The organism is Bacillus sp. AFS012607 (genome assembly GCF_002558005.1).
GTDB lineage: Bacteria > Bacillota > Bacilli > Bacillales > Bacillaceae_G > Bacillus_A > Bacillus_A thuringiensis_S.
In genome coordinates, this window is sequence record NZ_NTVM01000013.1 from 155,893 (window position 1) to 176,993 (window position 21,101).

Sequence of the window (21,101 nt, forward strand, 5' to 3'; positions counted from 1 at the left end):
CGGTCAGTACCTATTTTAATCCTCCTCTTATGTTAAAACACAAACAGCAAATGAGCATAAGCCTTTTTTATTTTTTCATGACCGTGTATTAGCTTTAGAACACTAACTATATCAATCTATAAGGAGTGTCTATTATGCGTATTGGTACGAATGTTTTAAGTATGAATGCTAGGCAGTCGTTGTATGAGAATGAGAAACGTATGAATGTTGCAATGGAGCATTTGGCGACTGGTAAGAAGTTGAACAACGCTTCGGATAATCCCGCTAATATTGCAATTGTGACTCGAATGCATGCGAGAGCAAGTGGTATGCGCGTGGCGATTCGTAATAATGAGGATGCGATATCAATGCTTCGCACGGCAGAAGCTGCCCTTCAAACTGTGACGAATATTTTGCAGCGTATGCGTGATTTAGCTGTTCAATCCTCAAACGGTACAAATTCAAATGAAAATCGTAATTCGCTGAATAAAGAGTTTCAGTCTTTAACAGAAGAAATTGGCTATATTGTCGAGACGACTGAGTTTAATGATTTATCCGTATTTGACGGTCAAAACCGTCCTATTACATTAGACGATATCGGTCATACGGTACATATGACGAAACATATTCCCCCTTCCCCTACCCAACATGACATCAAGATTTCAACAGAACAAGAAGCAAGAGCAGCGATTCTTAAAATTGAAGATGCTTTACAAAGTGTGTCACTTCATCGTGCCGACCTTGGTGCTATGATAAATCGTTTACAATTTAATATTGAAAATTTAAATAGTCAAAGTATGGCGTTAACAGATGCTGCATCTCGAATTGAAGATGCAGACATGGCGCAGGAGATGAGTGATTTTTTAAAGTTCAAATTATTGACTGAAGTTGCACTTAGTATGGTTTCACAAGCGAACCAAATTCCGCAAATGGTCTCTAAACTACTACAATCATAAAAATGAATCTTCCATCTTTGGAACGATTCCATAAAAACAAAAGGGAAATACATATAAACTATGTATCTCCCTTTTATTTTGTACCCAAATTTTATTACTGTGTTACCGTCATAACTTGTCCGCTACGGTCAACCATTATTTTCATTTTTCCGTCTTGTGCATTATATAGCCCAAGTTTATGTAATTCCATTTTACAATCTTGTACGAAAGTTGGTAATTTACGAATTTGATCGATATCAGAACTTGTAATGAAATGAATTAAAAGCTGCGTCATACCTTTAATATCTTGTACAAGCTCTTCTTTCTCTCGTTTTAACCTTTCATTTTCTAGTTGTAACGACTGCAATTCACCTTCTAGACTACGTGTATTCTTTGCTTCTCTAAAACGCCCTGCCGCCATACTAGAAAGCTTATAAATACCTTCCATAAACTGATGTAGTTCGTCTTCTTTCCTTTCACTACATTGATTAATTGTTTCAAAGTTATCAACGATACCAGATATAACTGTTACAAGATTTTTTTCATCCTCTTTATGCTGGATTTCTTCTTTTAATTCGTACTCGTTTTCTTGTTTTCTTGCAACGATTGTTTCTTTTACTGGTATATATTTTCGCTTTCGTCCTGGTTTTTGTTTTTCAATATTTTCAAACGGTATTTCACGTTTTTTCAATTTATAATACGTATTTTGCAATTGACTTTCTGTTTTTGGAAAAAGATTTAGTTCATTTTTACTTACGTATTTTGAAATATTTAAAATGTTTAAACCGTGACGTTGACAAAATTGATACACTTCATACAATAGCTCTAGTTCAGACTTCAGCCATGTAATTGCTGATTTTTCGTACGCTCGCATCCCGCCATTTTTTTCTATATCTATTTGAAATAATACCATTCTATTATGTAAATCAACTAATTCTTCATACTTTACTTGGAATTCTTTTTCTATTTTTTTTAATTCCACCTCTAGTTGCATATCGTTCATTTTATTATTTGACATGTTTTGTAAAAGACCTAATACATTAATTGCTGTGTGGTGATACATAATCTGTGCCACTCCCCCTCATCCTTTCACAATTCTCATCTGACTCCCATGTCTTTTAAGAAAATAGCAATTTTTATATATCCATATTATAACAGTTCGAAATTATCTGTCAAATGATAAACATACAAAAATGTATAGAAAGTATAAAAATTTGGAAAATGTTTTTTATTAATATGTAAAATTGCATATTAATTACATTTAATTATATTATATGGTATTTTGAATGTTTTTTCACCGAAAAAATTTGCGTTACCACGAAATGTTACTAAAGTAATCAAAAAAATACGTTCACTTATATTTTCAAATCAAAAATCTCTAAATAAAGATTATTCACACATACAGCGACAAACACCCAAGAAACCTTTCATTTTTCTACCAATTTAAAGTATATAATACTAAAAAGGAACTAGCCAATGCTACACATGGCTAATTCCTTCCCCTCTCTAACAGAATAGAGTTATAAACCCAGTCTTCAAATCCTCAATCGAAGTCTCACTTCTTCTTACCTAAAACTACTTCATACCTTTGAACTCACATCGCATGAGACTCTATTAAGCACTGAAAACTTCCTTACATAAGTAGTTTCTCTATTCCTACTCAATAGAAAAATGTTATACACCAGCTCTTCTACTTACCTATAACCACTCCATATGTCTCGTCTCAACATCGCATAGGGCTCTTATTAAGCACTGACCGCTCAACACTTGGCTAGAGCTTCTATTCCGGCTAAATAGAAGCTTTTAAAGCACTAACTTATCAACTAAACCAATTAGCTCTTGAATATCTGGCTTACTTACTTGAGCATTTGCTCCTACAGCTTCACCTTTATGGAATAATTCATTTGTAATTAATGAAGAGAAAATAATGACTGGTAAACGATTCATTACTTCACTATCCTTAACCACTTTCGTTAAATGATGTCCATCCATTTTTGGCATTTCAATATCCGTAATTAGCAAGTGAATATGTTCAAACATTTTTTCGCCTTGCTCTTTCGCTAATTTTTCAATTTGCGCTAACGCTTCTGCACCATTGCTGAAGAAGTTCATTTTCGTATATCCAGCTGATGATAATGTTTCTTCTAATATTTGGCGAAGCATCGCTGAATCTTCTGCAATGTAAATTACTTTTTCAGCTCGATCTGTTTTTTGTTCTAATCCTGCAATTGATTTATTGTCATAACCAGTGCCGCTAATTTCACATACAATTTTTTCATAATCTAATAGTAAGATGATTTTTCCATCTAGTTTTACAATACCAGATGTCGTTTCTTCTAGTCCCATAGATAATGAAGCTGGTTCATCAATTTGTTCCCACGAAATACGTTGAATACGATGCACTTCATCAACGCGAAAAATAACTTTCATTTGGTTTAATTCTGAGATGATAAATTTCGTTTGATCAAGTGGCTTTGTTGACTTTAAATTAAGAGCCATTGCCAAGTTAATAACAGGTAAAATTTCACCACGTACTTGAACAACACCTTCAACTGCATGATGAGATTCTGGCACAGTTGTAACAGGGAATGGATTAATGATTTCACGTACTTTCATTACATTAATACTAAATAGGTTTTCACCAACAGTGTACGTAACAATCTCTAATTCATTTGTTCCGCTTTCTAATAAAATACTTTGTGCTTGTGACATAAAGGTGTCGCTCCCCTTCCATTAATTCCGTATATCTAATTATTAAGCTTTATAAAAGAGAAAAAGTCAACTACCTATATAAAAAATATAGATAGTCGATCGATTCATTTTATTAAAAAACAATTAATCTTGTATAAAAGAAGCAAGTGCTTCTAATAACACTTCTTGCGCCCCTACAATTTCTGTCGGCATTGCTTCCCATTTTTTCGAAAGCTCCGTCTCTACTCTTATTCTTAGCTCAGAATTCATTTCTGCTAGCACATATTCTTTCGTTGCTATATCAACATCAAGTAGCGCGAGTGCATATAATTCCGGGTCATTTATTTTTTCGAATAATCGTTTTAATACCACCGGTGCTATATGTTTTAATTTTTCAATATGAATTTCCTTATCCGAAAATAGTAACTCATATTGAATAAACGTAACATTTTCTTTAATCACTTTAAAATAGCAATTATTTTTTTTATCATTCACAAAATAACCGTTTGGATCGGCAATAATACTCTCTACTTTACGGATTAAATCTGGCAAACTATTCGCCGCCATTACAGTCCGCTGCTCAACCTCACTCGGCGAAATGAATGTAACGCGATACTTATTTTGCGCCATCCTCCTCACCTCTCCTTTTATAGAAATTCAGTCTAATTGTATACTACAACTACCTTAAATTAACTTAAAACTATTTTATACTACCACTTCTTACACTACCACACTACTCTAGTAACGCTACATATCTCTGGTCTTACACATCGGTCGGGACTCTATTAGGCACTAACCGCTCCAAAACATCGCCAGGTCCTCTCTCAAAACCTAAAAAGTGCTTTTAAGAACCTTTCAATAACTCTATGTTATTAAACCAAAACGCTATCTGCTGATCCGTAATATTTGGCAACATAACAAAAAACTCACGACACTTCATCTCATCCTTAAACAGTTGATACTTCCAAACGCTATCGCTACCAACACTTATGAAATAAAACTCATGGATACGGCCAATGATTGCTTGTTTTTCGCCAAATGAATACGGAGGCACTTGCTTAATTTCAAATTGATCTGGTAAATATACATGCTCTTCTCGTTCTATTTTTAATACTTGCTCGGCAAGTTCACGTTTATTTTCGAAAAAAGGCAATTGTAAAATTCGCTCTTGTCTTGTCATACGAATAAAAAACCCTTTCTACTCCATTACATTTTTTCTTTACGATATATTATCGAATTAAGTTTACAACTTCATTTAATACTTCATCTGAAACTTTAATCACTTTCGCATTTCCTTGGAATCCGCGTTGGTATAACATTAAGTCAACGAATTCTACAGATAAATCTACATTGGCACCTTCTTGTGCACCACCACGTACTTTACCTGCACCGTTTTGACCAGATGCACCAAGAGCTAAAATACCTGTTGTATTCGTCGCTGTATAGTTACCATTACCTGTTTTCATTAGTCCGCCTTCGTTCGGGAACATCGCAACAGCTAATTGACCAGCTGATTTCATACTTCCATCAGAATATTTTACCATCACATATCCACCGTCAGCAATGAAACAATCTTTAACCGTCGCTGCTGCTCTACCATCTACGTCTGTTACTGATAATGTTTTATCTGTTGGATGGTTTGTTAAATGACTTAAGTCTAATTTTATAGAGCCGCCATCAAATGGAATATTGGCCCCTTGCTCTTTCGGATTTGGATTTCCAACAGCATCAAATGTCATATTACCACCTGCACCTGGAACATCCTTAAACTCTGTTTCTTTTTTCGAGTCATTACGCATTTGTACTTTATATGTATAATTATGTTCGCTCGTTTGTTTAAACTCGACACGCATTGTCCATGTATTCCCCGCATTATCATATACAGGTAAATCTTGTGTAATTTGTTTTTCACCAGTTGGAATATTACCTTTAATTGTCCCTTTCGATGTTCGAATACCACCAATTGCTGTTCCCATTGGAATTTGCAACGGTCCTGGAATTCCAGATAAATCAACTTCACCAGTTGCCTCATTCGCAGGGTATGCAAATACATATTGACCTTCAGTATTCGTAATATAGTAATCTGAAGATATCCCAAACGTACCTTTACGAGTAAATTCCATATTTCCGCCTTTTGAATCACCTACAACGAAGAAACCATTACCTTCCATTGCGGCTTGTGTTTTGCCACCTGTTAACGTAATTGTACCATCACTATAATCGGTAACTGTACCACTCATTTTCACACCATTACCAATACTTTTCGGATTTGTTCCTGCGTATTTACCGTCACCTTTTGCACCAATCGAATTGTTATATAGTAAATCATCAAACATTGCTTTTTGTTTTTTATAACCTACTGTTTGTGCATTGGCAATATTATTTGAAGTTACACTTAATGCATTTTGTGTTGCATTCATCCCTGTAATACTTGTATATAACGCTTTAATCATAACGTATGGACACTCCTTATGAATTTGTAGTTTTTACTTCTTCAGTTACTTTTTGATCGTCTTTCTTTGCGTCTTCTGGGTTCGTTTCCCCAATCGGTTTATCAGACACTCTCTCAACGAAACGAAGAGATACAACCTTATTATTAATAACGAGCTGTACATCGTTATTTTCCGCAAGGCGAACTGTTTCTACTTGACCGGTTACTTTGTTTCCGTCACCGTCAACACCTCTTACGTATTTACCTAAAAACTTCATTCCACCATCAAGTGCTGTTGAATACATCGTTGATTGCAGCTTATCTACTGCTTTCGTCATATTCTGTACTTGTTCCATAAGAGATAACTGCGCTGTCTGATTCATCATTTGATTCATATCCATCGCATTAAATGGATCTTGATGTTGGAAACTTGATAAAAACAATTTTAGGAAATCATCTTTCCCCATTACCCCAGGAGTCTTTTGCGCTCCTGCCGAAACTCCATTACTTTGTTGCACTGGCGATTGTACACCATTAACAGGTACATTACTTTTTTGCGCTCCTGCTTGTAACGGAATATGATTTGTACTCGTTGTATTTAATCCAACTGTTGGCACGCTTTATTCCTCCAATAATCCCGCAAATTCTGTTGATTGTTGTTTTTCATGATTTGTATTTGCTAATTTCTGTTTTTGCCTTTGCTCTTGTTCTCGCTGTTCTTTACGATTTTCATCTTTATCTGAATAGCTAATTTGAATATTGATTTCTTTTTCTTTTAACTTTAATTTCAATTCATCAAAAATGATTTCAACACGTTTTTTCGCATCGTGTTTTTCCATTTCTACGTGAACATCAATTTGATCTCCGTGTTTTTTCATAAACACTGTTAATGTACCAAGTTTTTCTGGATTTAACTGAAATAAAACACGTTCTTGTTTCACTACAAATTTTTGCAGCGCTTCTACTTGTGCTTCCATTTTCTTTCCTAAGTCAGGTAATGAAACTTTCTCAGCACCACTATTTGATTTCCCTACTTGTTCGGTACTCGTCGTTTTATTTAATAACTCTGCACCTGCAGAGCTCGAATCATTTAATGCATCAACCTCTGGCAACTCTACCTTTGCATCATCGCTCTCAAGTTTCGGAAGATCTACCTCTTTAGACTCTTCTTGTTTCTTTGCAATATTACAAGTTTCTGTTTCTACAACTTTCAATGCTTGCATCGTTTGCTCTGGCATCTTCATTTTGTCTAATACCATTTGCATTGTATCTTCTAAACATATAGCATTTTTGATATTCATATTTGAAAGAAGTTCTTGTAATTGTTGTAATTCAGCTGCAGGTAATTCATTAAGTTTAATATTGCCATATTCTTTATATAGCTCTTGTATTTTTTGTATGTATTGATATAACAATTCCGGCTGCACATGTAATTGCTCAATTGCAACCATTTGCTCAGATACAGCTAATAACAACTGTTCTGTCTCTTTTTTTTCTTCTTTCTTTACAATAGGCTCTTCTTTCGTTACCGATTTTTTAGAAAGAATATAATCTTTTTTCTCTTCTGTTGGTGCTTCTTCTCGTTTCGTTTTCTCCGTTTGCGGCTGTTTTTTATTTTCCATTCTCATCGTACGATCGAATGAAGAATCTTCATTTTTTGATTGTACTTCTAGCCCTTTTTCTTTTTGCGGAGGTAAACTTTGTTGCACCGGTAATACAGACTGTATCACTACATTCACCTCATCCATTCATACACATTTTCAAATCCAGAAGCATTTTTTCTTCCAGCTTTTCTTGTGCTTTCGCAAGCTTTTTGCAATCTTCTTGATACATCTCATCAATGACACGTTCTTTTTCTTTTACTTGCTCTAAAAGGCTTTCATTTTTTTGAATAAAACCTTCCGTTTTTTTAATTTTTCGATTCCATTCTTCTATTCTTTCAGGTGAAAACGTATGTGAAGAAAGCATGCCCGCCATAATACGTTGCCCAGTTTGTACGACTTTACTACGCGATTTCACAACATATAAATCATATTCTTTTTTTTGTTCTATTTTTCTTTTTTCAGCTGTTAATTCATACACTTCTTTTAAAATATTTTCTTTTTCTTGATTTATTTGCAATTTTATTGTGTCGTACTGCTGTTTATCCACCTGTTTTCATAGCCCCTTCCTATTATAACGTTCTCTTTTTCTATTATATAGTTTTTTTCCAAAAAAATCTGTGAAATATTAAAAAACAAAAAAATAAGACCTCTTAGGCAGAGGCCTTATACTATATGGTGTATCGCTTGAACGATATCATCAAATTGGAAACTATCCGATCGACCTTGCTTTAAAAATGTATTTATACCTTCTACTTTATTTTTACATTCAAAAATATAAGCATTTTCTTCATTTTCTTGAATCGTTCCTAACTTAAAATACAATTCATTTTCTTTATAAATTGATAAAATTTTCCTCATTTCATTTGCAAGTTGCCAATGATGTGGTGACACGATTTCTTCCATAATCCTACTTACTGAATCTAATACTGAAATTGCAGGATAATGACTAAGCGTTGCAAGCTCACGCTTTAATACAATATGTCCATCTAAAATACCACGTGCTAAATCTGGTACAGGGCCATTTAAATCGTCCCCATCAACAAGCACCGTATAAATACCTGTTATAGATCCCTTTTGTGTTTTCCCGGACCGCTCTAACAGCTTCTTCATATAACTTTCCATTAACAGTGTTTTACCACCAATCGGTAACTCTTTAACAGCAATATCAACACTTCTTCGTGCATCGGCAAAACGAGTAACAGAGTCCATCATAAGTAATACGTTATTGCCTTGATCACGGAAGTATTCAGCAATAGACGTTGCAAGCTTCGCTGCACGAAGTTGCATAAGATGACTTTCATCTGACGTCGCTACAACAACGACGCTTTTTCGCATCCCTTCCTCGCCTAACTCTTTTCGAATAAAGTCTTTTACTTCCCGGCCACGTTCTCCTACTAAACTAATAACGTTTATATCAGCTTTTGCATTTTTTGCTATCATTCCAAGTAAAGTAGATTTACCAACACCTGACCCAGCAAAAATACCAATCTTTTGACCGATACCAATTGTTAGCATAGAATCAATTGATTTTATTCCTGTTTCAAATACATCGGTAATCTCTTCACGTTCAAATGCATGTATAGGCGGTGCATCTAGTTTTATTTTCTGTAATGGAATGTTTTCAGCTTCCTCATTTAATACTTCACCATTTGCACTTAACACTTTTCCGAGTAAGTGATTACCACGTGGTACAACAACATCTTCTGAAATTAAAGTCACTGAATCTCCATAACATACTTTTTCTGTCTGTTCAAATGGAAGTAGCATATTATTTTCTTTTTCAATGGCAATCACTTCACATAAGACCTTATGTTCTCCAACGAAGCAAACATCTCCAATCTTCGCTTTCGGCCCTTTTGCTACGAAAAACTGTTCTTGTACACTATGAACTTTGCCTACTTTCGTATACAGTGGTGTTTCAATGAACTTATTCCATTTTTCGTTCTCATTCATTAACAGACGGCTCATACATTTTGCTCCTCAAATAACTTCTCTTCTTCCCATTTCTGACGAAGTTTCGCAAATATAGGTGCAAATTTAAATTCAAAGAACTCTTTCTCTTCTTCCAGAACAAATTCACCAAACTGCAAGGAGAAATCATATTTCCATTCTACTAATTGTAGTAACCAATATTCTTTCGTATTTTCCTTCTCTTCTTGAATACGTTCAAACGTTTCTGGATGTACTGTAATGATTAATTTTTCAAATGAAGTTGGCAATGTTTGCACGATGCCAGTTAAAATAGGTAACACATCAAGCGATCGTGAATCTACCGCTTGATTCACGATTTTTTCTGCTAGATGAAAAGATTGATCCCATAATAACTCTGTCCATTCATATGCTGTTTCTTGTTGTTCTTTTTGAAACTGCACACGCGCTGCTTCCATCTGTTCCATTTGTTCATGAATATGCATTTGAAATTGTTCTTTATCTTGTAATAACTGCTGCCGCTCTCGTTCTAGCATTTGCTTCTCTTGCCTTAGCTGATTCATTTCCATATGTAATGACTCTTGCTGGGCGCGAAGCTCTGCATGATCAGCTTGTAATTCTTCCTCTTCTATTTGAACTGAAGCTGGTTTTGGAAATTGTAATTCATACGTTTCTTCAGAAAAAGAAACAGAATTCTTCGGAATTCTGTTTTTAAATAAGGACATCCTCTTCACCTCTTTGAACGATAATTCTTCCTTCTTTCTCTAGCTTTTTCACTGTACCAGTGATCGTTTGCTGTGCTTTTTCAGCATCCGTCATCTTAAGCGGTCCTAAGCCATCTAATTCTTCTAGAATCATCTCTTTACGGTTTGAAGACATACATGTAAATAGTTTCTCTTTAATTTCTTCTTTTGCAATTTTAAGTGCTTTCGCAAGAACACCGTTATCTGTAATTTCTTCTAATACACGGCGAAGCGCAAGATCTTCAAGACCAAGTAAGTCTTCAAAGACAAACATATTTTCTTTAATTTTCTCAGATAACTCATAATCGACTTCATCCAGCTTTTGAAAGACTGTTTTTTCAACACCACGTGAAACATTATTTAAAATGTTTACGATTGTTTTCAAGCCATCAGTTTTATTAATTGCACTGAATGCCATATTATTTAATTTCGATTTTAACAACTCACCAATTTGATTAATTAATTCACCATCAACTTGTTCTAACTTCGCAATACCCATTACCGTCTCTACTCGTTTATGATCTGGCAATCTCTCAATTAATTGAGAAGCAAGCTGCGGTTTAATATAAGAAGCGATAATTGCAATTGTTTGTGGTGATTCATCATTAAGCACTGTAAGAAGTGGCTCTAAATCTGTAAGTGAATTTAAGAATTCAAATGGATTATCTTTGTTATACCAAAGATCTTCCAATAATTTTTCCAGTTCGTCTTCTGGCATGTTTTTAAATATGCGACGAATGTATTCTTTATCTGGAGTGACTAAGTTCAATTCTTTTACATTTAGTTCATATAAGAACTCTCCCAGTACATTTTCTAACGTTTCTGGTTTATATACACGAAACTTCGCGATTTCACGAAGTAATACTTCTTTTTCCTCAGCTGTCATATATTCAATGACTTTTGCTGCCACCCCTTCTTCTAATGTACGAATAAGGATGGCAGCTTTTTCTTTGGAGGAGATTTCATCTAACATCGTTGTTCCTCCCTTACTGTCCGTTTAGCCATTTTTTAATTACTTTTGCAGTACCTTCTACATGTTCTTTCGTAGCATCCTGCACTTGTTCATCTAACGTTGGTTCTTTCGGTTCTTCTGGTTCAGGTTTTGGCTCTGGCACTATTTTTTCTTCAGGAATTTCCAAGATACTTTCATTACTTGCAGCAATTTCATCTTCTGCTAAGTATTCTTCATATTCCTCTTCTTCTTCTTTCTTTCTCTTACGTCTTGCTAATAAGAACCATACTAGACCACCGATCGCTAATAAGCCAGCTGTAATTCCACCGAATAACCACCAGTTCATGCCACTTTTTTCTGGCTCTTTCTCTTTTTCGACTTTCGGCTGATCGAACTGAACAGTTACAACGTTAACTTGACCATTTATAAAGTTACCGTTCGGATCAGCTTGAAGTCCTGCCGCTGTTCCGATTGCTTCTTTAAAAGTTGTCATATCCATTCTACGTTTTACTAGCGTATCATTATCTACCCATACAACAACATTTGTTTTCGTTAATTCTGGGTGTTTCTTAATTGTTTCAACTGTTTTATCTATTTCATAGTTTTCGATTTTGTTACCATTTTTATTATCATAGACAACTTTACCATTTTGATTATTGTTCGTACCGTAGTTTGGCACTTCACCGTTCGCTGTAATACCAGCACCTTGCTTCGGATCTGCCCCTTCTTGCGCAGTAGAGCTTTCCTCTTGCTCTTGTTTACTACGAAGTACACCTTTATCACCATATTTCTCTGACTGACGTGTAACTTCATCGTAGTTTACAGATACTTTCGTATTCACTTTATATTCATTCGGTTTAAACATCGTCATTAACGTTGCATCAATATCTTGTTTTAATTTACCTTCAAGTTGGTGCTGCATCTCTACTTCTTTCTCATAAGAAGAAGAACTACTAGAATGTGCTTCATCTGTCCCTTTTGAGATAACACCTTTTTTACTATCAATAACGCTTACTTCTTCTGCCTTTACACCAGGAACTGCTGCACTTATCATTTGCTGTATACCTGCAACTTGATCAGCTGTTAACAATTGGCCACGCTTCACCCCAATTGTAATCGCCGCTGTTCCTTTTGCTTTTTCTTCATCAAAAATTGTCTCTTTTTCAGGCAATGTAATTTGAACATTTGCCGTTTCAACTGTCGCAAAGTTTCTTACAATATCTTGCTCCAATTGCTTCTTCGTACCGACAATTTGCTTCATTTTTTTATCTTGCTCACTTGAACCGAGCGAGCTTTCTAATAAAATTTCCTCACCGCTTTTAGAATTAAACGGTAAGCCCATCCCATTCATTTCTTTTCGAACCCATGGAGCATCATTCTTTTGCACACGAATCGAACCATCGGTCGCTAATTGATAATCGACACCTAACTTCGATAATTCTGCTGTAATCTCTTGTTTATCTGTATCATTTAAATTTTGATATACAACAACATATTTATCTGGCAAGGTGAAGTATAAAAGTGCTCCTGTTACAATCGCTAAAAGCGCAGCACCAATTACTAACTTATGCCACGTTTTTAACGATCGGATAACATTTTTCATCTTTTCCATTTAAACACACCCGTCTACTTTCCTAAATTTGCATATTAATTAGTGACTTATAATTTTCAATAAGATTATCACGTACGAGAGCAGCTGTTTTCATTTGAGACTCAGCTTTCTTTTGCTGAATTAAAACGTCATGTGTTTCTCCTACCCCTTTAGTTAGTAAATCATATACTGCTGTTTGCGCATTGTTTTGCGTTTGATTCATATCTTCCAATAAATCAATAAACTTTTTCCCCTCAACTACAGATGTTTGAGAAGTTTTCGGTGCACCAATTGACTGAATTGCTCCAAATGGTTGTGTATGTAACATTGGTTGGATTTTCATATTACTATCTTCCCCCTTATCCTCGGCCGATTTCTAAATCTTTATCAAGCATTTTTTTATTCGCATTTAATACACTCGTATTTGCTTCATACATTTTTTGAGCAACCATAACATTCGTCATTTCAGCAGTTACATCAATATTTGGATAACGTACATATCCTTCTTCATTTGCGTGCGGATGCGTCGGATCATACACTAAATTTTCCGTTTTGTCTGCTTCAATACTTTTTATCTTTACTCCGTTAGTAGGAGCCCCATCTAACATACTTGCAAAACTATTGTTTGATTCTAGCACCACACTACGACGCTCATATAAATCTGTCCCCGGAGCCGCCGTCGTATTTGCATTTACAATATTGTTAGAAGTAACTTCCATCCACTTTCTCGCTGTCGTTAGCCCTGAGCCACTTGCATTAATTGCCTGAAACATCCGTTGTCTCTCCTTCTACCTTTAACGTCCGCGTGCCGCTTGGTTAATTGCATATTGTGTATTAATTGCGTTAACTGAAATACCGTATAACTGATTTGTTTTCATTAAATCTAGCATTTCTGTCGTTACATCCACACTATTTCCGTCTTTATTCGTTTGCATTGATTTTGTTTGAATCTTTGCATATGTATTTTTCGTATTTACTGTCGGCAAGTGCATTTCATTCGTTTGATATAAATCTGGATTGCTCTTTAAATCAGCCGCATTGTTTTTATATAATGCACTACTTTTATTCATCTGCTCAGCAAATGTTACATCTTGTGCTTTATAGCCAGGTGTATTTGCATTTGCAATATTACTAGAAACAGTATTTCGTTTCGTCACTAAATAATTCATATAATGGCTTACATCACTCACTAAATCTGGCATATTCCACACCCTTTCTTTTCTAAATTAATGATCCACTGATAGAAGTTTCACTTCATTATTTATTTTCTTATATGCATTTATTAAAATATTTACTTTTATGTACCCCTACATATTTTATTCCATTTTTCCATTGTTGTCTTTAGAAAAATACAAAAATATAAAAAAGAATGCAAAAAACTGTATACACACAGTAATCTATACAACATTTCAATATATGAACTATAAACTAAAGTCCATTTTTCTATTATTTAGATTACTATTATTTTTCATCACAGTCATAAAATGAAACCTCAATCAGCGGAGTTCTTTATGTAAACGAAGGAATAGACCCCCTTTTAAAAGGGGAATCTGTTTCCAAACGTTATTATTAATATTTACCGTAAAATGAATTAGCCTTCATTCGTCCATCATTTGTCATAATCATTTCTTCCAAAATCTTTTGCTTATCCCGAATATGCTGTGCTGCCTTAATAATAAATGGGCTTACTTCTGCTGCAACTTGCGTACGCGTTTCTTCATCCAATGTCATCATCCAGCGATTTAACATCTCACTCTTCTCAGCAAACTCTCTGTCTGACACTTGCAATTCACCGATTTCATTAAAACAGCTGACAAACGTCCGATAAATATCATTGTTCATTTTCAAGTGCTCCGCGGTAACCGTCTATTAAATCTTGCAACACTTTCACAATTGCATCAATATCTTTCGCTTCACGCGTTACTTTCATCGTTTGAATTTGAATGCTAATCCAATCGTATAAACCATATAAGCTATCATATAAATCTTTCGTAATTTCAGGATTCAATTGAAGTTTTAATTCTTCAAAAATACGTTCTAACTTTTCAAGAAGTGCGTCCCCTTCTTGTAAGTTAAAAGTATGTAAAAGTTCTTCTAAATTACGAAACTCTACAATACATCTTTCATAAATAAAAATTGTATTTTTAATCGGATTACTCGTCATAATATCATTTTGCATATAACGTTGCCATGCTTGCATATGATCACTTCCTCAACTTTCATTAATCATCACTTTTTTGTTTTGTCATTGCTTTAATTGTTTTTAGTTGGCTATCAAGCGCCGCCAATGTACTTTCTAGCTTTTGATACTTCTTCACAATTTCATCTTGCTTTTGCAAGTTTTGCGTCTCAATATCTTTAATCTTTTTATCTAAATCACTTACACGTGAATCAATGTTTTTAACTCTCTCGCCGACTACGCCTTTATCACCGAATAGTTTATCAAGCGGTTCTTCCATCATTTTTCCTAAACCGTTAGAACTAAAGAAAAATTGCTTCGCTGCATCTGGCTTCTCTTTTAATGCTTTCGTTAACTTTTCGTCATCAATTTCCATCGTTCCATCTTGCTTTAATTGAATACCAAATGTGAATAAATAATTACCATCTTGAGAAAATGTTACGACATTGTTCATCGCTTGACGTACACTTTGCATAATAGCTTGACCTTGGAAAGCTCCACCTTTTCCAGCAAAGATATCTACTGTAGAAACAGCTTTATTATAATCAGCTACCATTTTTTTAATAACATTCGATGCATCTGTTACGTTTGAGTCATTTACTGTAAATTTTAGGTCTATACCTTTTGTTTTGGGATCTGTTGTTGTACCTGCATCTGGCGCCCCTTCTACTTTCGGCTCAGTTACCTTTAACAACTCAATTTTCACACCGGGAAGAGCTTCAATTGTATTCGTAGAACTTTCATCTGTAATACCATTAATACTATATTTAGCATTTTGTGCTTCATTGATTGTATTGAGCGCTTTGCCATCCGCGTTAGCTAAACCAATATCTTGAAATAGCGTAGATGTGTTCGCCTCAAACTTAATCTGTCCATCTGTTCCCTCTTTTTTAGAGGTCATGAAAATTTTATTTCCAAGTGTATAAGCTGATACGCCATAATCTCCATCATTAATCTTATTAATTAAATCTTTATATGTCATATCTGTTGTTACTTTTAATTCTTTACCGCCTAGTTTTAATGTTTCATCTTTAGGAAGCTTTGCATTTATATCTTTAATTTCATTAGAAGCTATTTGATGACGTTGCGCGAGCTGTGTAATTGTCATATTAAAAGTTCCTGCAATTGCACCACCATCAGCTTTTACATTAATATATCCGTCTTGTGATGTTGTTACTTTTTTCTCATTCCCTTTAAAAGCCGCTAAGTTTTTAAAAGTTTGCGTGAAAGAGCTAAATTCTGATTTCAAACTTGTATATAATAATTTATCATTTGTAAGGTCGTTCTTTTCTTTCGTATACGGTGTCTTTTTCATATCTAACGCATTCATTTCTAATTCAACGAAGTGAGAAGTATCGATCATATTATTTCCAAGATTCCAAATCTGTTGTCTACCACCAATGCCTGTCATCGTTCCTGCCATATTTATCACTCCTTATTATTTACATATAATCTAAGATGCTCGTTTTACTCATCGTACTAACAGCTTTAAGCGTCGCTTCATACGTTGCATTTATATATGCTAAGTCAGAAATTGCGACCGCTAAATCAACATCCTCAATTTCTTTACGGTTTTCTTGAAGCGCTAAGTTTTGCTCGCTTAAAATTGTTTTAAACGTCTCCATTGTATTCATTGTTGAACCAACTTCAGTTGTACGGTTAATGATGCCATCTAAGTTTGTCTTATTTTCTCCTAATAACGGTTGTAACGCTTTTTGATCACCTTTTTGCATCGCTTCGCTCATCTGTTTTAACGTTTTTATAACCGGAGATAATAATGCTTCTCCGTTACGAAACGCTTTTAATTCATAACCGTCATTTAGTTGCCAATTCACATCATCTTTTCCACCTTGATATGTACCATCTTCTGTAAATGGTTGCTTCTCCGCACTATCACCACCGAAAATATAACGGCCTTGCTCTTTCGTATTTGCTAAATATACAACTTGTTTTAAAATTTGATCAATCTCTGCACCAATGGCTTTCAATTCTTTTTCACCATTTGGCTCATTTAATGCCTGTACCGTTAATTGATCTGCTCTCGTTAAAGATTTAAAAATACCTTGTAAAGTATTCTCAGTTTGTGTTAATACATTTTTCGAATCCGCTATATCTTTTTGCATTTGCTCCATATTCGCCAATGAATGTTGAATCGCAAATGACTTACTTGCCGCAAGTGGATCTTCACTCATAAGAAGGTTTTTCTTCCCTGAAGTTACTTGATTTCGATGATATTGCTGTTGCACGTTCAAATCCATTAACTGATTCTTTGCCCAGCTTGCATTTTGAAATGTTGATACTCTCATTTCTATCTCCTCCTTATATATTTTCAATCAATTATTATCACTTATCGAATAATCGAAAATAGACTATCAAACACTTCATTCATCGTAGTAATAGCTTTAGAGTTTGCCACGAAGTATTTTTGGAAGGCCATTAAATTTACCATTTCCTCTTCCATATTTACCCCTTCGACGCTCATTTTTTCTTGCTGAATGCCTTCTAATAAGTCCCCATGAATTTTTTGATAACCATTCACTGCACTTTTATCAGATGCAACACGAACTATAAATTGGTCTAATGCTGCTTTATAAGAAAGACCTTCTTTATAATCTCCATCTGTAATTGCTGCTAGTTTATTTGCTGTTTCAGCAGATATTTTCATTTTCGAAATATCTTTTTGGAATTCTGGATTTAACTTCATATCCTTCGCATAATCTCCAACGAAGAAATCTTTTCCCATTACTGTATTCACTTGACTTTTCACTGAACTCATTAAGTCTTCAAGATTTTTTTTATAATCAACAATTTTCGCTTTCGTATCAATCGCTGATTTTATTGCTCCGCTAGTTACAGAGATTTCTGAACCGTAAATCTCAACTGACATTGGGTCTTTTTCTTTATTTAATTGAAGTGGATATGTATCTTGCCCATTTACTGTTAAAATACCATTCATTCTAACGCTCGCGATATTAGGATTCATAGATTCATAAGATACTTCGATGTTTGCATACTTAGACATCTCTGTAACGATGCGATCTCGCTCATCTAAAAGTTGATTCGGTACTTGTGTACCCGCTTGTCCAATTTTATGATTCGCTTCTGCTAAACTAGCAGCAAGACGATTAAATTCATTAACATGCGCTTCAATATCTTCTGCCGTCTGCGCTTCCACTGTATCTAAGTTTTTCGCAAGACGATTTACTTGACTTGTGAACTTCCCAGTTTCAGAAATTAATGTATCGTAGTAGTTTGGTTGTTCTGGATTTTTTGCCACTTCACGAAAGGCATTAAAGAAACCGTCCATTAAACTAGATAATGAATTCTTTCCTGTCGTTCCAACCATAGACTCTACACGTGATAAAGTCGAATTCATATAGTTATAATAAGAGAGCTGAGATAATTGATCATTAAACTGCTTCGTCTTTACCTCATCAGTAATACGGTCAACACCTAGCGTTTGTACACCGTAACCAATTCTCTGTTCTGGCGTATGACCATTACTTGCTCCAACAGATCCGTAATTCACCATTTGACGCACATAACCCGGTGTATGAATGTTAGATAAGTTTTGTTTCGTTGTTTGTAATCCCATTTGAGCCGCTAGCATCCCTGATAGCGGTGTATTATAATCAGATAATCTCATAAAGCTTCACTTCTCCTTTACAATAGTTCATTCATAAAGATTTGCGAATTATTGTTTCGCTCTAAATTATATTCAGAAACAGAATCCACAATACTTTCTGTAGTTTTTAATAGTACGTTTAAGTAATATTGATTTTTCAAAAGAATCATTTTTACATTCTCTTCTAATTCAGTTACGTTTTTTTGTAATTCTTCCATTTTTTCAATTTCTTCTTGAGAAAAATACGAAAATAATGCACTTACACGAGATGCTTCAACATCTTTTTCTTTACAAAACTGAACAACCATTTCTTCGAATGAGCTAGATAGTCCTTTTAAACCATCAATGTACTGCAATTGTTCTACTTGTAACTTTTGAACTGCATTTATATCTTTATTTTTTAAATTCTCATATATTTGCTCTCCAAGCGCTTGAATATTTTCATACGCCTTTTGTATAATAACGAGCTTTTCATATAATTGTATGTACATATAGCTTCCTTCCTTTTACAAGACTAAATTCACAATTAAACCATGGATTTCTCCAATTTGATTTAACATTTCTAAATGTCCTGTTTTCGTATTAATTAAATTCATAACATCTTCTAATTCATTCAATCCCATTTCTGCCTGTTTCACAATCGTCATTTTCTGTGAATATCCATAACGTGGGTGACGAGACATGACATCTTTATACTGCAATACATTATCAACGTAAAAATTCAAAAATGATTTTACTGTATTTTTGTATTCCATTACATTATCAAGCGTTAATTCCATTTCAATTTTTTCTTTAATTTCTCCAATATTATCGACAAACGCTTCCATTTGTTCTAGTAATTTATCTTTTTTCGGATCTGCATGCAAATTATCCGAAAATGCAAGTCCTGTCCTGACATTTGCATCTTTCGGCATTTGAGTAGCAGGCGGTATATGCGATAAAATTGGATTATGCGAGATAGAACGTAGCATACATATCACCTATTTATTTTTTTATTTCTTCCTAAACTTAATCGTAAAATCCAGTTATTTATAATTATACTCTGAACAGTAATATTTTGCAGTTATTTTTTATAAAAGATATGTTACAATTTAGCATGAGGTGGCACAATTCTATGAATATTTTCCTTTGTGGTTCAAATCAATTAACAGCATTAGATCAAGAAGAAATTAAAAAATTTTTAACTGACTATGCTCACAAACATAAAATTTACATATTATGTTATAAATCTATTGAAAATGAGGTTCTTCGTTTTTTCGTTGAAAATGAAAGACTCGCTCAAAATTTATGCCTTTACACGCTGCAACCATTGCAAGCAATAACAGATGAATTTCAAGAAGTCGTTGATTACTTAAAAAAACACGGAGCCGAATATGTTGCTTTCGATCATCCTTCTGACTCCATTTACCGATCAGATTATATGTTTTTTGTTAAACAAATTATTGAAGACACTGATCTAGTTCTCTGTTTTTATAATGGGGACAAACATACATCTGTCATCCCTGTCGATGTTGCAAAAGAAGCAGGTATTGATGCTGTCATTTATGATTTACCAGGATTACATGAAAAGCAAATGAAAAAAAGCTTTGAACAAAAAATTCGTATGATGTAAAGGGGGCGGCACAATATCATTATTGTGCCCATTGTAAATATGATAATTGAACAAGATTATGATCATTTTATCGCGAGTTTTAAACAACAATTCAATATGGATATCGCTTCGTATAAGCAAGATAGAATGCGCCGTAGAATCGATGCTTTCATTTCGAGAAAAGGCTTTGAAAACTACACTAATTTTTTAAACAAATTACGTGCTGATCAAAATTTATTTTTAAATTTTATTGACTATATTACAATTAACGTTTCAGAGTTTTTTAGAAATAAAGAACGATGGCAAACTTTAGAGTCGAAAGCACTACCTAAATTACTCGAACAAAATAGCGGAAAATTAAAGGTATGGAGTGCCGCTTGCGCTGCTGGTGAAGAACCGTATACACTTTCTTTAATTTTATCAAAGCATCTAGCTCCATTTCGTTTTGAAATTCAAGCAACAGATCTTGATTTTCATATTTTAGAAACTGCAAAACGCGGTCAATATACAGAACGTTCGTTAAAGGAATTACCTAATGATTTGAAAGAACGTCATTTCACAAAAGAGAATGATCTATATTCATTGCATCAAAACATTAAACAAAACGTCTCGTTTAAACAACATGACCTTTTAATGCAGTCGTTCGATACAAATTATGATTTGATTATTTGTCGCAACGTAATGATATATTTCACAGAAGAAGCAAGAGTAAAACTTTACGAAAAATTTAGTCGTTCTTTACGAAAAGGCGGTGTACTATTTGTTGGTAGTACGGAACAAATTTTAACACCCGAGCGTTACAATCTTCAGCGATTTGATACATTCTTCTACGAAAAAATATAAAAAAGGTC

General features: G+C 34.3%; 25 protein-coding genes. 3 read left to right on the plus strand and 22 right to left on the minus strand.

Features of this window, described 5'->3' with window-relative positions; genetic code table 11:
- The first annotated feature begins 134 nt into the window (after positions 1-134).
- A complete protein-coding gene (locus CN409_RS17460) occupies positions 135-935 on the plus strand; it encodes a flagellin N-terminal helical domain-containing protein (RefSeq protein WP_063675180.1) in 801 nt (266 codons plus the stop codon).
- 94 nt (positions 936-1,029) lie between these two features.
- Here the strand turns inward: CN409_RS17460 and CN409_RS17465 are convergent, their stop codons facing one another.
- The 22 genes from CN409_RS17465 to CN409_RS17570 form a co-directional block, all read right to left on the minus strand.
- The gene (locus tag CN409_RS17465; RefSeq protein ID WP_000274693.1) at positions 1,030-1,977 is read right to left on the minus strand and encodes a DNA-binding domain-containing protein; all 948 of its coding nucleotides are present in this window, start codon (positions 1,975-1,977) and stop codon (positions 1,030-1,032) included.
- Between the two features lie 740 nt (positions 1,978-2,717).
- A complete protein-coding gene (locus CN409_RS17470) occupies positions 2,718-3,626 on the minus strand; it encodes a chemotaxis protein (RefSeq protein ID WP_000075943.1) in 909 nt (302 codons plus the stop codon).
- Positions 3,627-3,749: 123 nt separating this feature from the next.
- Complete coding sequence (locus tag CN409_RS17475) at positions 3,750-4,235, minus strand: hypothetical protein (RefSeq protein WP_000068301.1); 486 nt, start codon at positions 4,233-4,235, stop codon at positions 3,750-3,752.
- A 214-nt stretch (positions 4,236-4,449) separates the two neighbouring features.
- Positions 4,450-4,785, minus strand: a complete 336-nt coding sequence (locus tag CN409_RS17480; protein ID WP_000198166.1) for a DUF3964 family protein — start codon at positions 4,783-4,785, stop codon at positions 4,450-4,452.
- 49 nt (positions 4,786-4,834) lie between these two features.
- Positions 4,835-6,058, minus strand: coding sequence for a flagellar hook protein FlgE (locus tag CN409_RS17485; RefSeq protein ID WP_000588320.1), 1,224 nt, complete (start codon positions 6,056-6,058; stop codon positions 4,835-4,837).
- A gap of 16 nt (positions 6,059-6,074) precedes the next feature.
- On the minus strand, positions 6,075-6,653 hold the full coding sequence (locus CN409_RS17490) for a flagellar hook assembly protein FlgD (RefSeq protein ID WP_001143462.1): 579 nt from the start codon (positions 6,651-6,653) through the stop codon (positions 6,075-6,077).
- A gap of 3 nt (positions 6,654-6,656) precedes the next feature.
- Positions 6,657-7,766, minus strand: coding sequence for a flagellar hook-length control protein FliK (locus CN409_RS17495; RefSeq protein WP_044306869.1), 1,110 nt, complete (start codon positions 7,764-7,766; stop codon positions 6,657-6,659).
- Positions 7,767-7,776: 10 nt separating this feature from the next.
- Positions 7,777-8,187, minus strand: coding sequence for a hypothetical protein (locus CN409_RS17500; protein WP_000360864.1), 411 nt, complete (start codon positions 8,185-8,187; stop codon positions 7,777-7,779).
- A 116-nt stretch (positions 8,188-8,303) separates the two neighbouring features.
- Complete coding sequence (gene fliI / locus CN409_RS17505; RefSeq protein ID WP_097981822.1) at positions 8,304-9,608, minus strand: flagellar protein export ATPase FliI; 1,305 nt, start codon at positions 9,606-9,608, stop codon at positions 8,304-8,306.
- Positions 9,605-10,294 (minus strand): FliH/SctL family protein, encoded by a 690-nt coding sequence (locus tag CN409_RS17510; protein ID WP_016082179.1) that lies wholly within the window; start codon positions 10,292-10,294, stop codon positions 9,605-9,607. The genes fliI and CN409_RS17510 overlap by 4 nt, the downstream gene beginning before the upstream one ends.
- Entirely contained in the window at positions 10,281-11,285 is a 1,005-nt protein-coding gene (gene fliG / locus CN409_RS17515) for a flagellar motor switch protein FliG (RefSeq protein ID WP_000883364.1), read from the minus strand. Before fliG ends, CN409_RS17510 begins: the two co-directional genes overlap by 14 nt.
- A 13-nt stretch (positions 11,286-11,298) precedes the next feature.
- Positions 11,299-12,876, minus strand: a complete 1,578-nt coding sequence (gene fliF, locus CN409_RS17520; RefSeq protein WP_097981823.1) for a flagellar basal-body MS-ring/collar protein FliF — start codon at positions 12,874-12,876, stop codon at positions 11,299-11,301.
- 22 nt (positions 12,877-12,898) lie between these two features.
- Positions 12,899-13,198, minus strand: a complete 300-nt coding sequence (gene fliE / locus CN409_RS17525) for a flagellar hook-basal body complex protein FliE (RefSeq protein WP_000701672.1) — start codon at positions 13,196-13,198, stop codon at positions 12,899-12,901.
- Positions 13,199-13,214: 16 nt separating this feature from the next.
- On the minus strand, positions 13,215-13,628 hold the full coding sequence (gene flgC / locus CN409_RS17530) for a flagellar basal body rod protein FlgC (protein ID WP_000484685.1): 414 nt from the start codon (positions 13,626-13,628) through the stop codon (positions 13,215-13,217).
- A gap of 21 nt (positions 13,629-13,649) precedes the next feature.
- Complete coding sequence (flgB, locus tag CN409_RS17535; protein WP_001113110.1) at positions 13,650-14,057, minus strand: flagellar basal body rod protein FlgB; 408 nt, start codon at positions 14,055-14,057, stop codon at positions 13,650-13,652.
- Positions 14,058-14,424: 367 nt separating this feature from the next.
- Positions 14,425-14,697, minus strand: a complete 273-nt coding sequence (locus CN409_RS17540) for a hypothetical protein (RefSeq protein WP_001058090.1) — start codon at positions 14,695-14,697, stop codon at positions 14,425-14,427.
- Entirely contained in the window at positions 14,687-15,055 is a 369-nt protein-coding gene (locus tag CN409_RS17545) for a flagellar export chaperone FliS (protein ID WP_016077910.1), read from the minus strand. The genes CN409_RS17540 and CN409_RS17545 overlap by 11 nt, the downstream gene beginning before the upstream one ends.
- A gap of 22 nt (positions 15,056-15,077) precedes the next feature.
- Positions 15,078-16,457, minus strand: a complete 1,380-nt coding sequence (locus CN409_RS17550; protein ID WP_016077911.1) for a flagellar hook-associated protein 2 — start codon at positions 16,455-16,457, stop codon at positions 15,078-15,080.
- Positions 16,458-16,476: 19 nt separating this feature from the next.
- A complete protein-coding gene (locus CN409_RS17555; protein WP_016077912.1) occupies positions 16,477-17,340 on the minus strand; it encodes a flagellar hook-associated protein 3 in 864 nt (287 codons plus the stop codon).
- A 41-nt stretch (positions 17,341-17,381) separates the two neighbouring features.
- Positions 17,382-18,680 carry a flagellar hook-associated protein FlgK gene (gene flgK, locus CN409_RS17560; protein ID WP_016077913.1) on the minus strand — a complete coding sequence of 433 codons (1,299 nt, stop codon included), beginning with the start codon at positions 18,678-18,680 and terminating at the stop codon, positions 17,382-17,384.
- A 17-nt stretch (positions 18,681-18,697) separates the two neighbouring features.
- Positions 18,698-19,150 carry a flagellar export chaperone FlgN gene (flgN, locus tag CN409_RS17565; protein WP_000275875.1) on the minus strand — a complete coding sequence of 151 codons (453 nt, stop codon included), beginning with the start codon at positions 19,148-19,150 and terminating at the stop codon, positions 18,698-18,700.
- Between the two features lie 15 nt (positions 19,151-19,165).
- Positions 19,166-19,630, minus strand: a complete 465-nt coding sequence (locus tag CN409_RS17570) for a YaaR family protein (protein ID WP_000946318.1) — start codon at positions 19,628-19,630, stop codon at positions 19,166-19,168.
- A 143-nt stretch (positions 19,631-19,773) separates the two neighbouring features.
- On the opposite strand from CN409_RS17570, the gene CN409_RS17575 reads away from it, so the two are divergent.
- Positions 19,774-20,271, plus strand: a complete 498-nt coding sequence (locus CN409_RS17575; protein ID WP_001020110.1) for a flagellar motor switch protein FliG — start codon at positions 19,774-19,776, stop codon at positions 20,269-20,271.
- A gap of 39 nt (positions 20,272-20,310) precedes the next feature.
- Entirely contained in the window at positions 20,311-21,093 is a 783-nt protein-coding gene (gene cheR / locus CN409_RS17580) for a protein-glutamate O-methyltransferase CheR (RefSeq protein ID WP_000582876.1), read from the plus strand.
- The last annotated feature ends 8 nt before the right edge of the window (positions 21,094-21,101 follow it).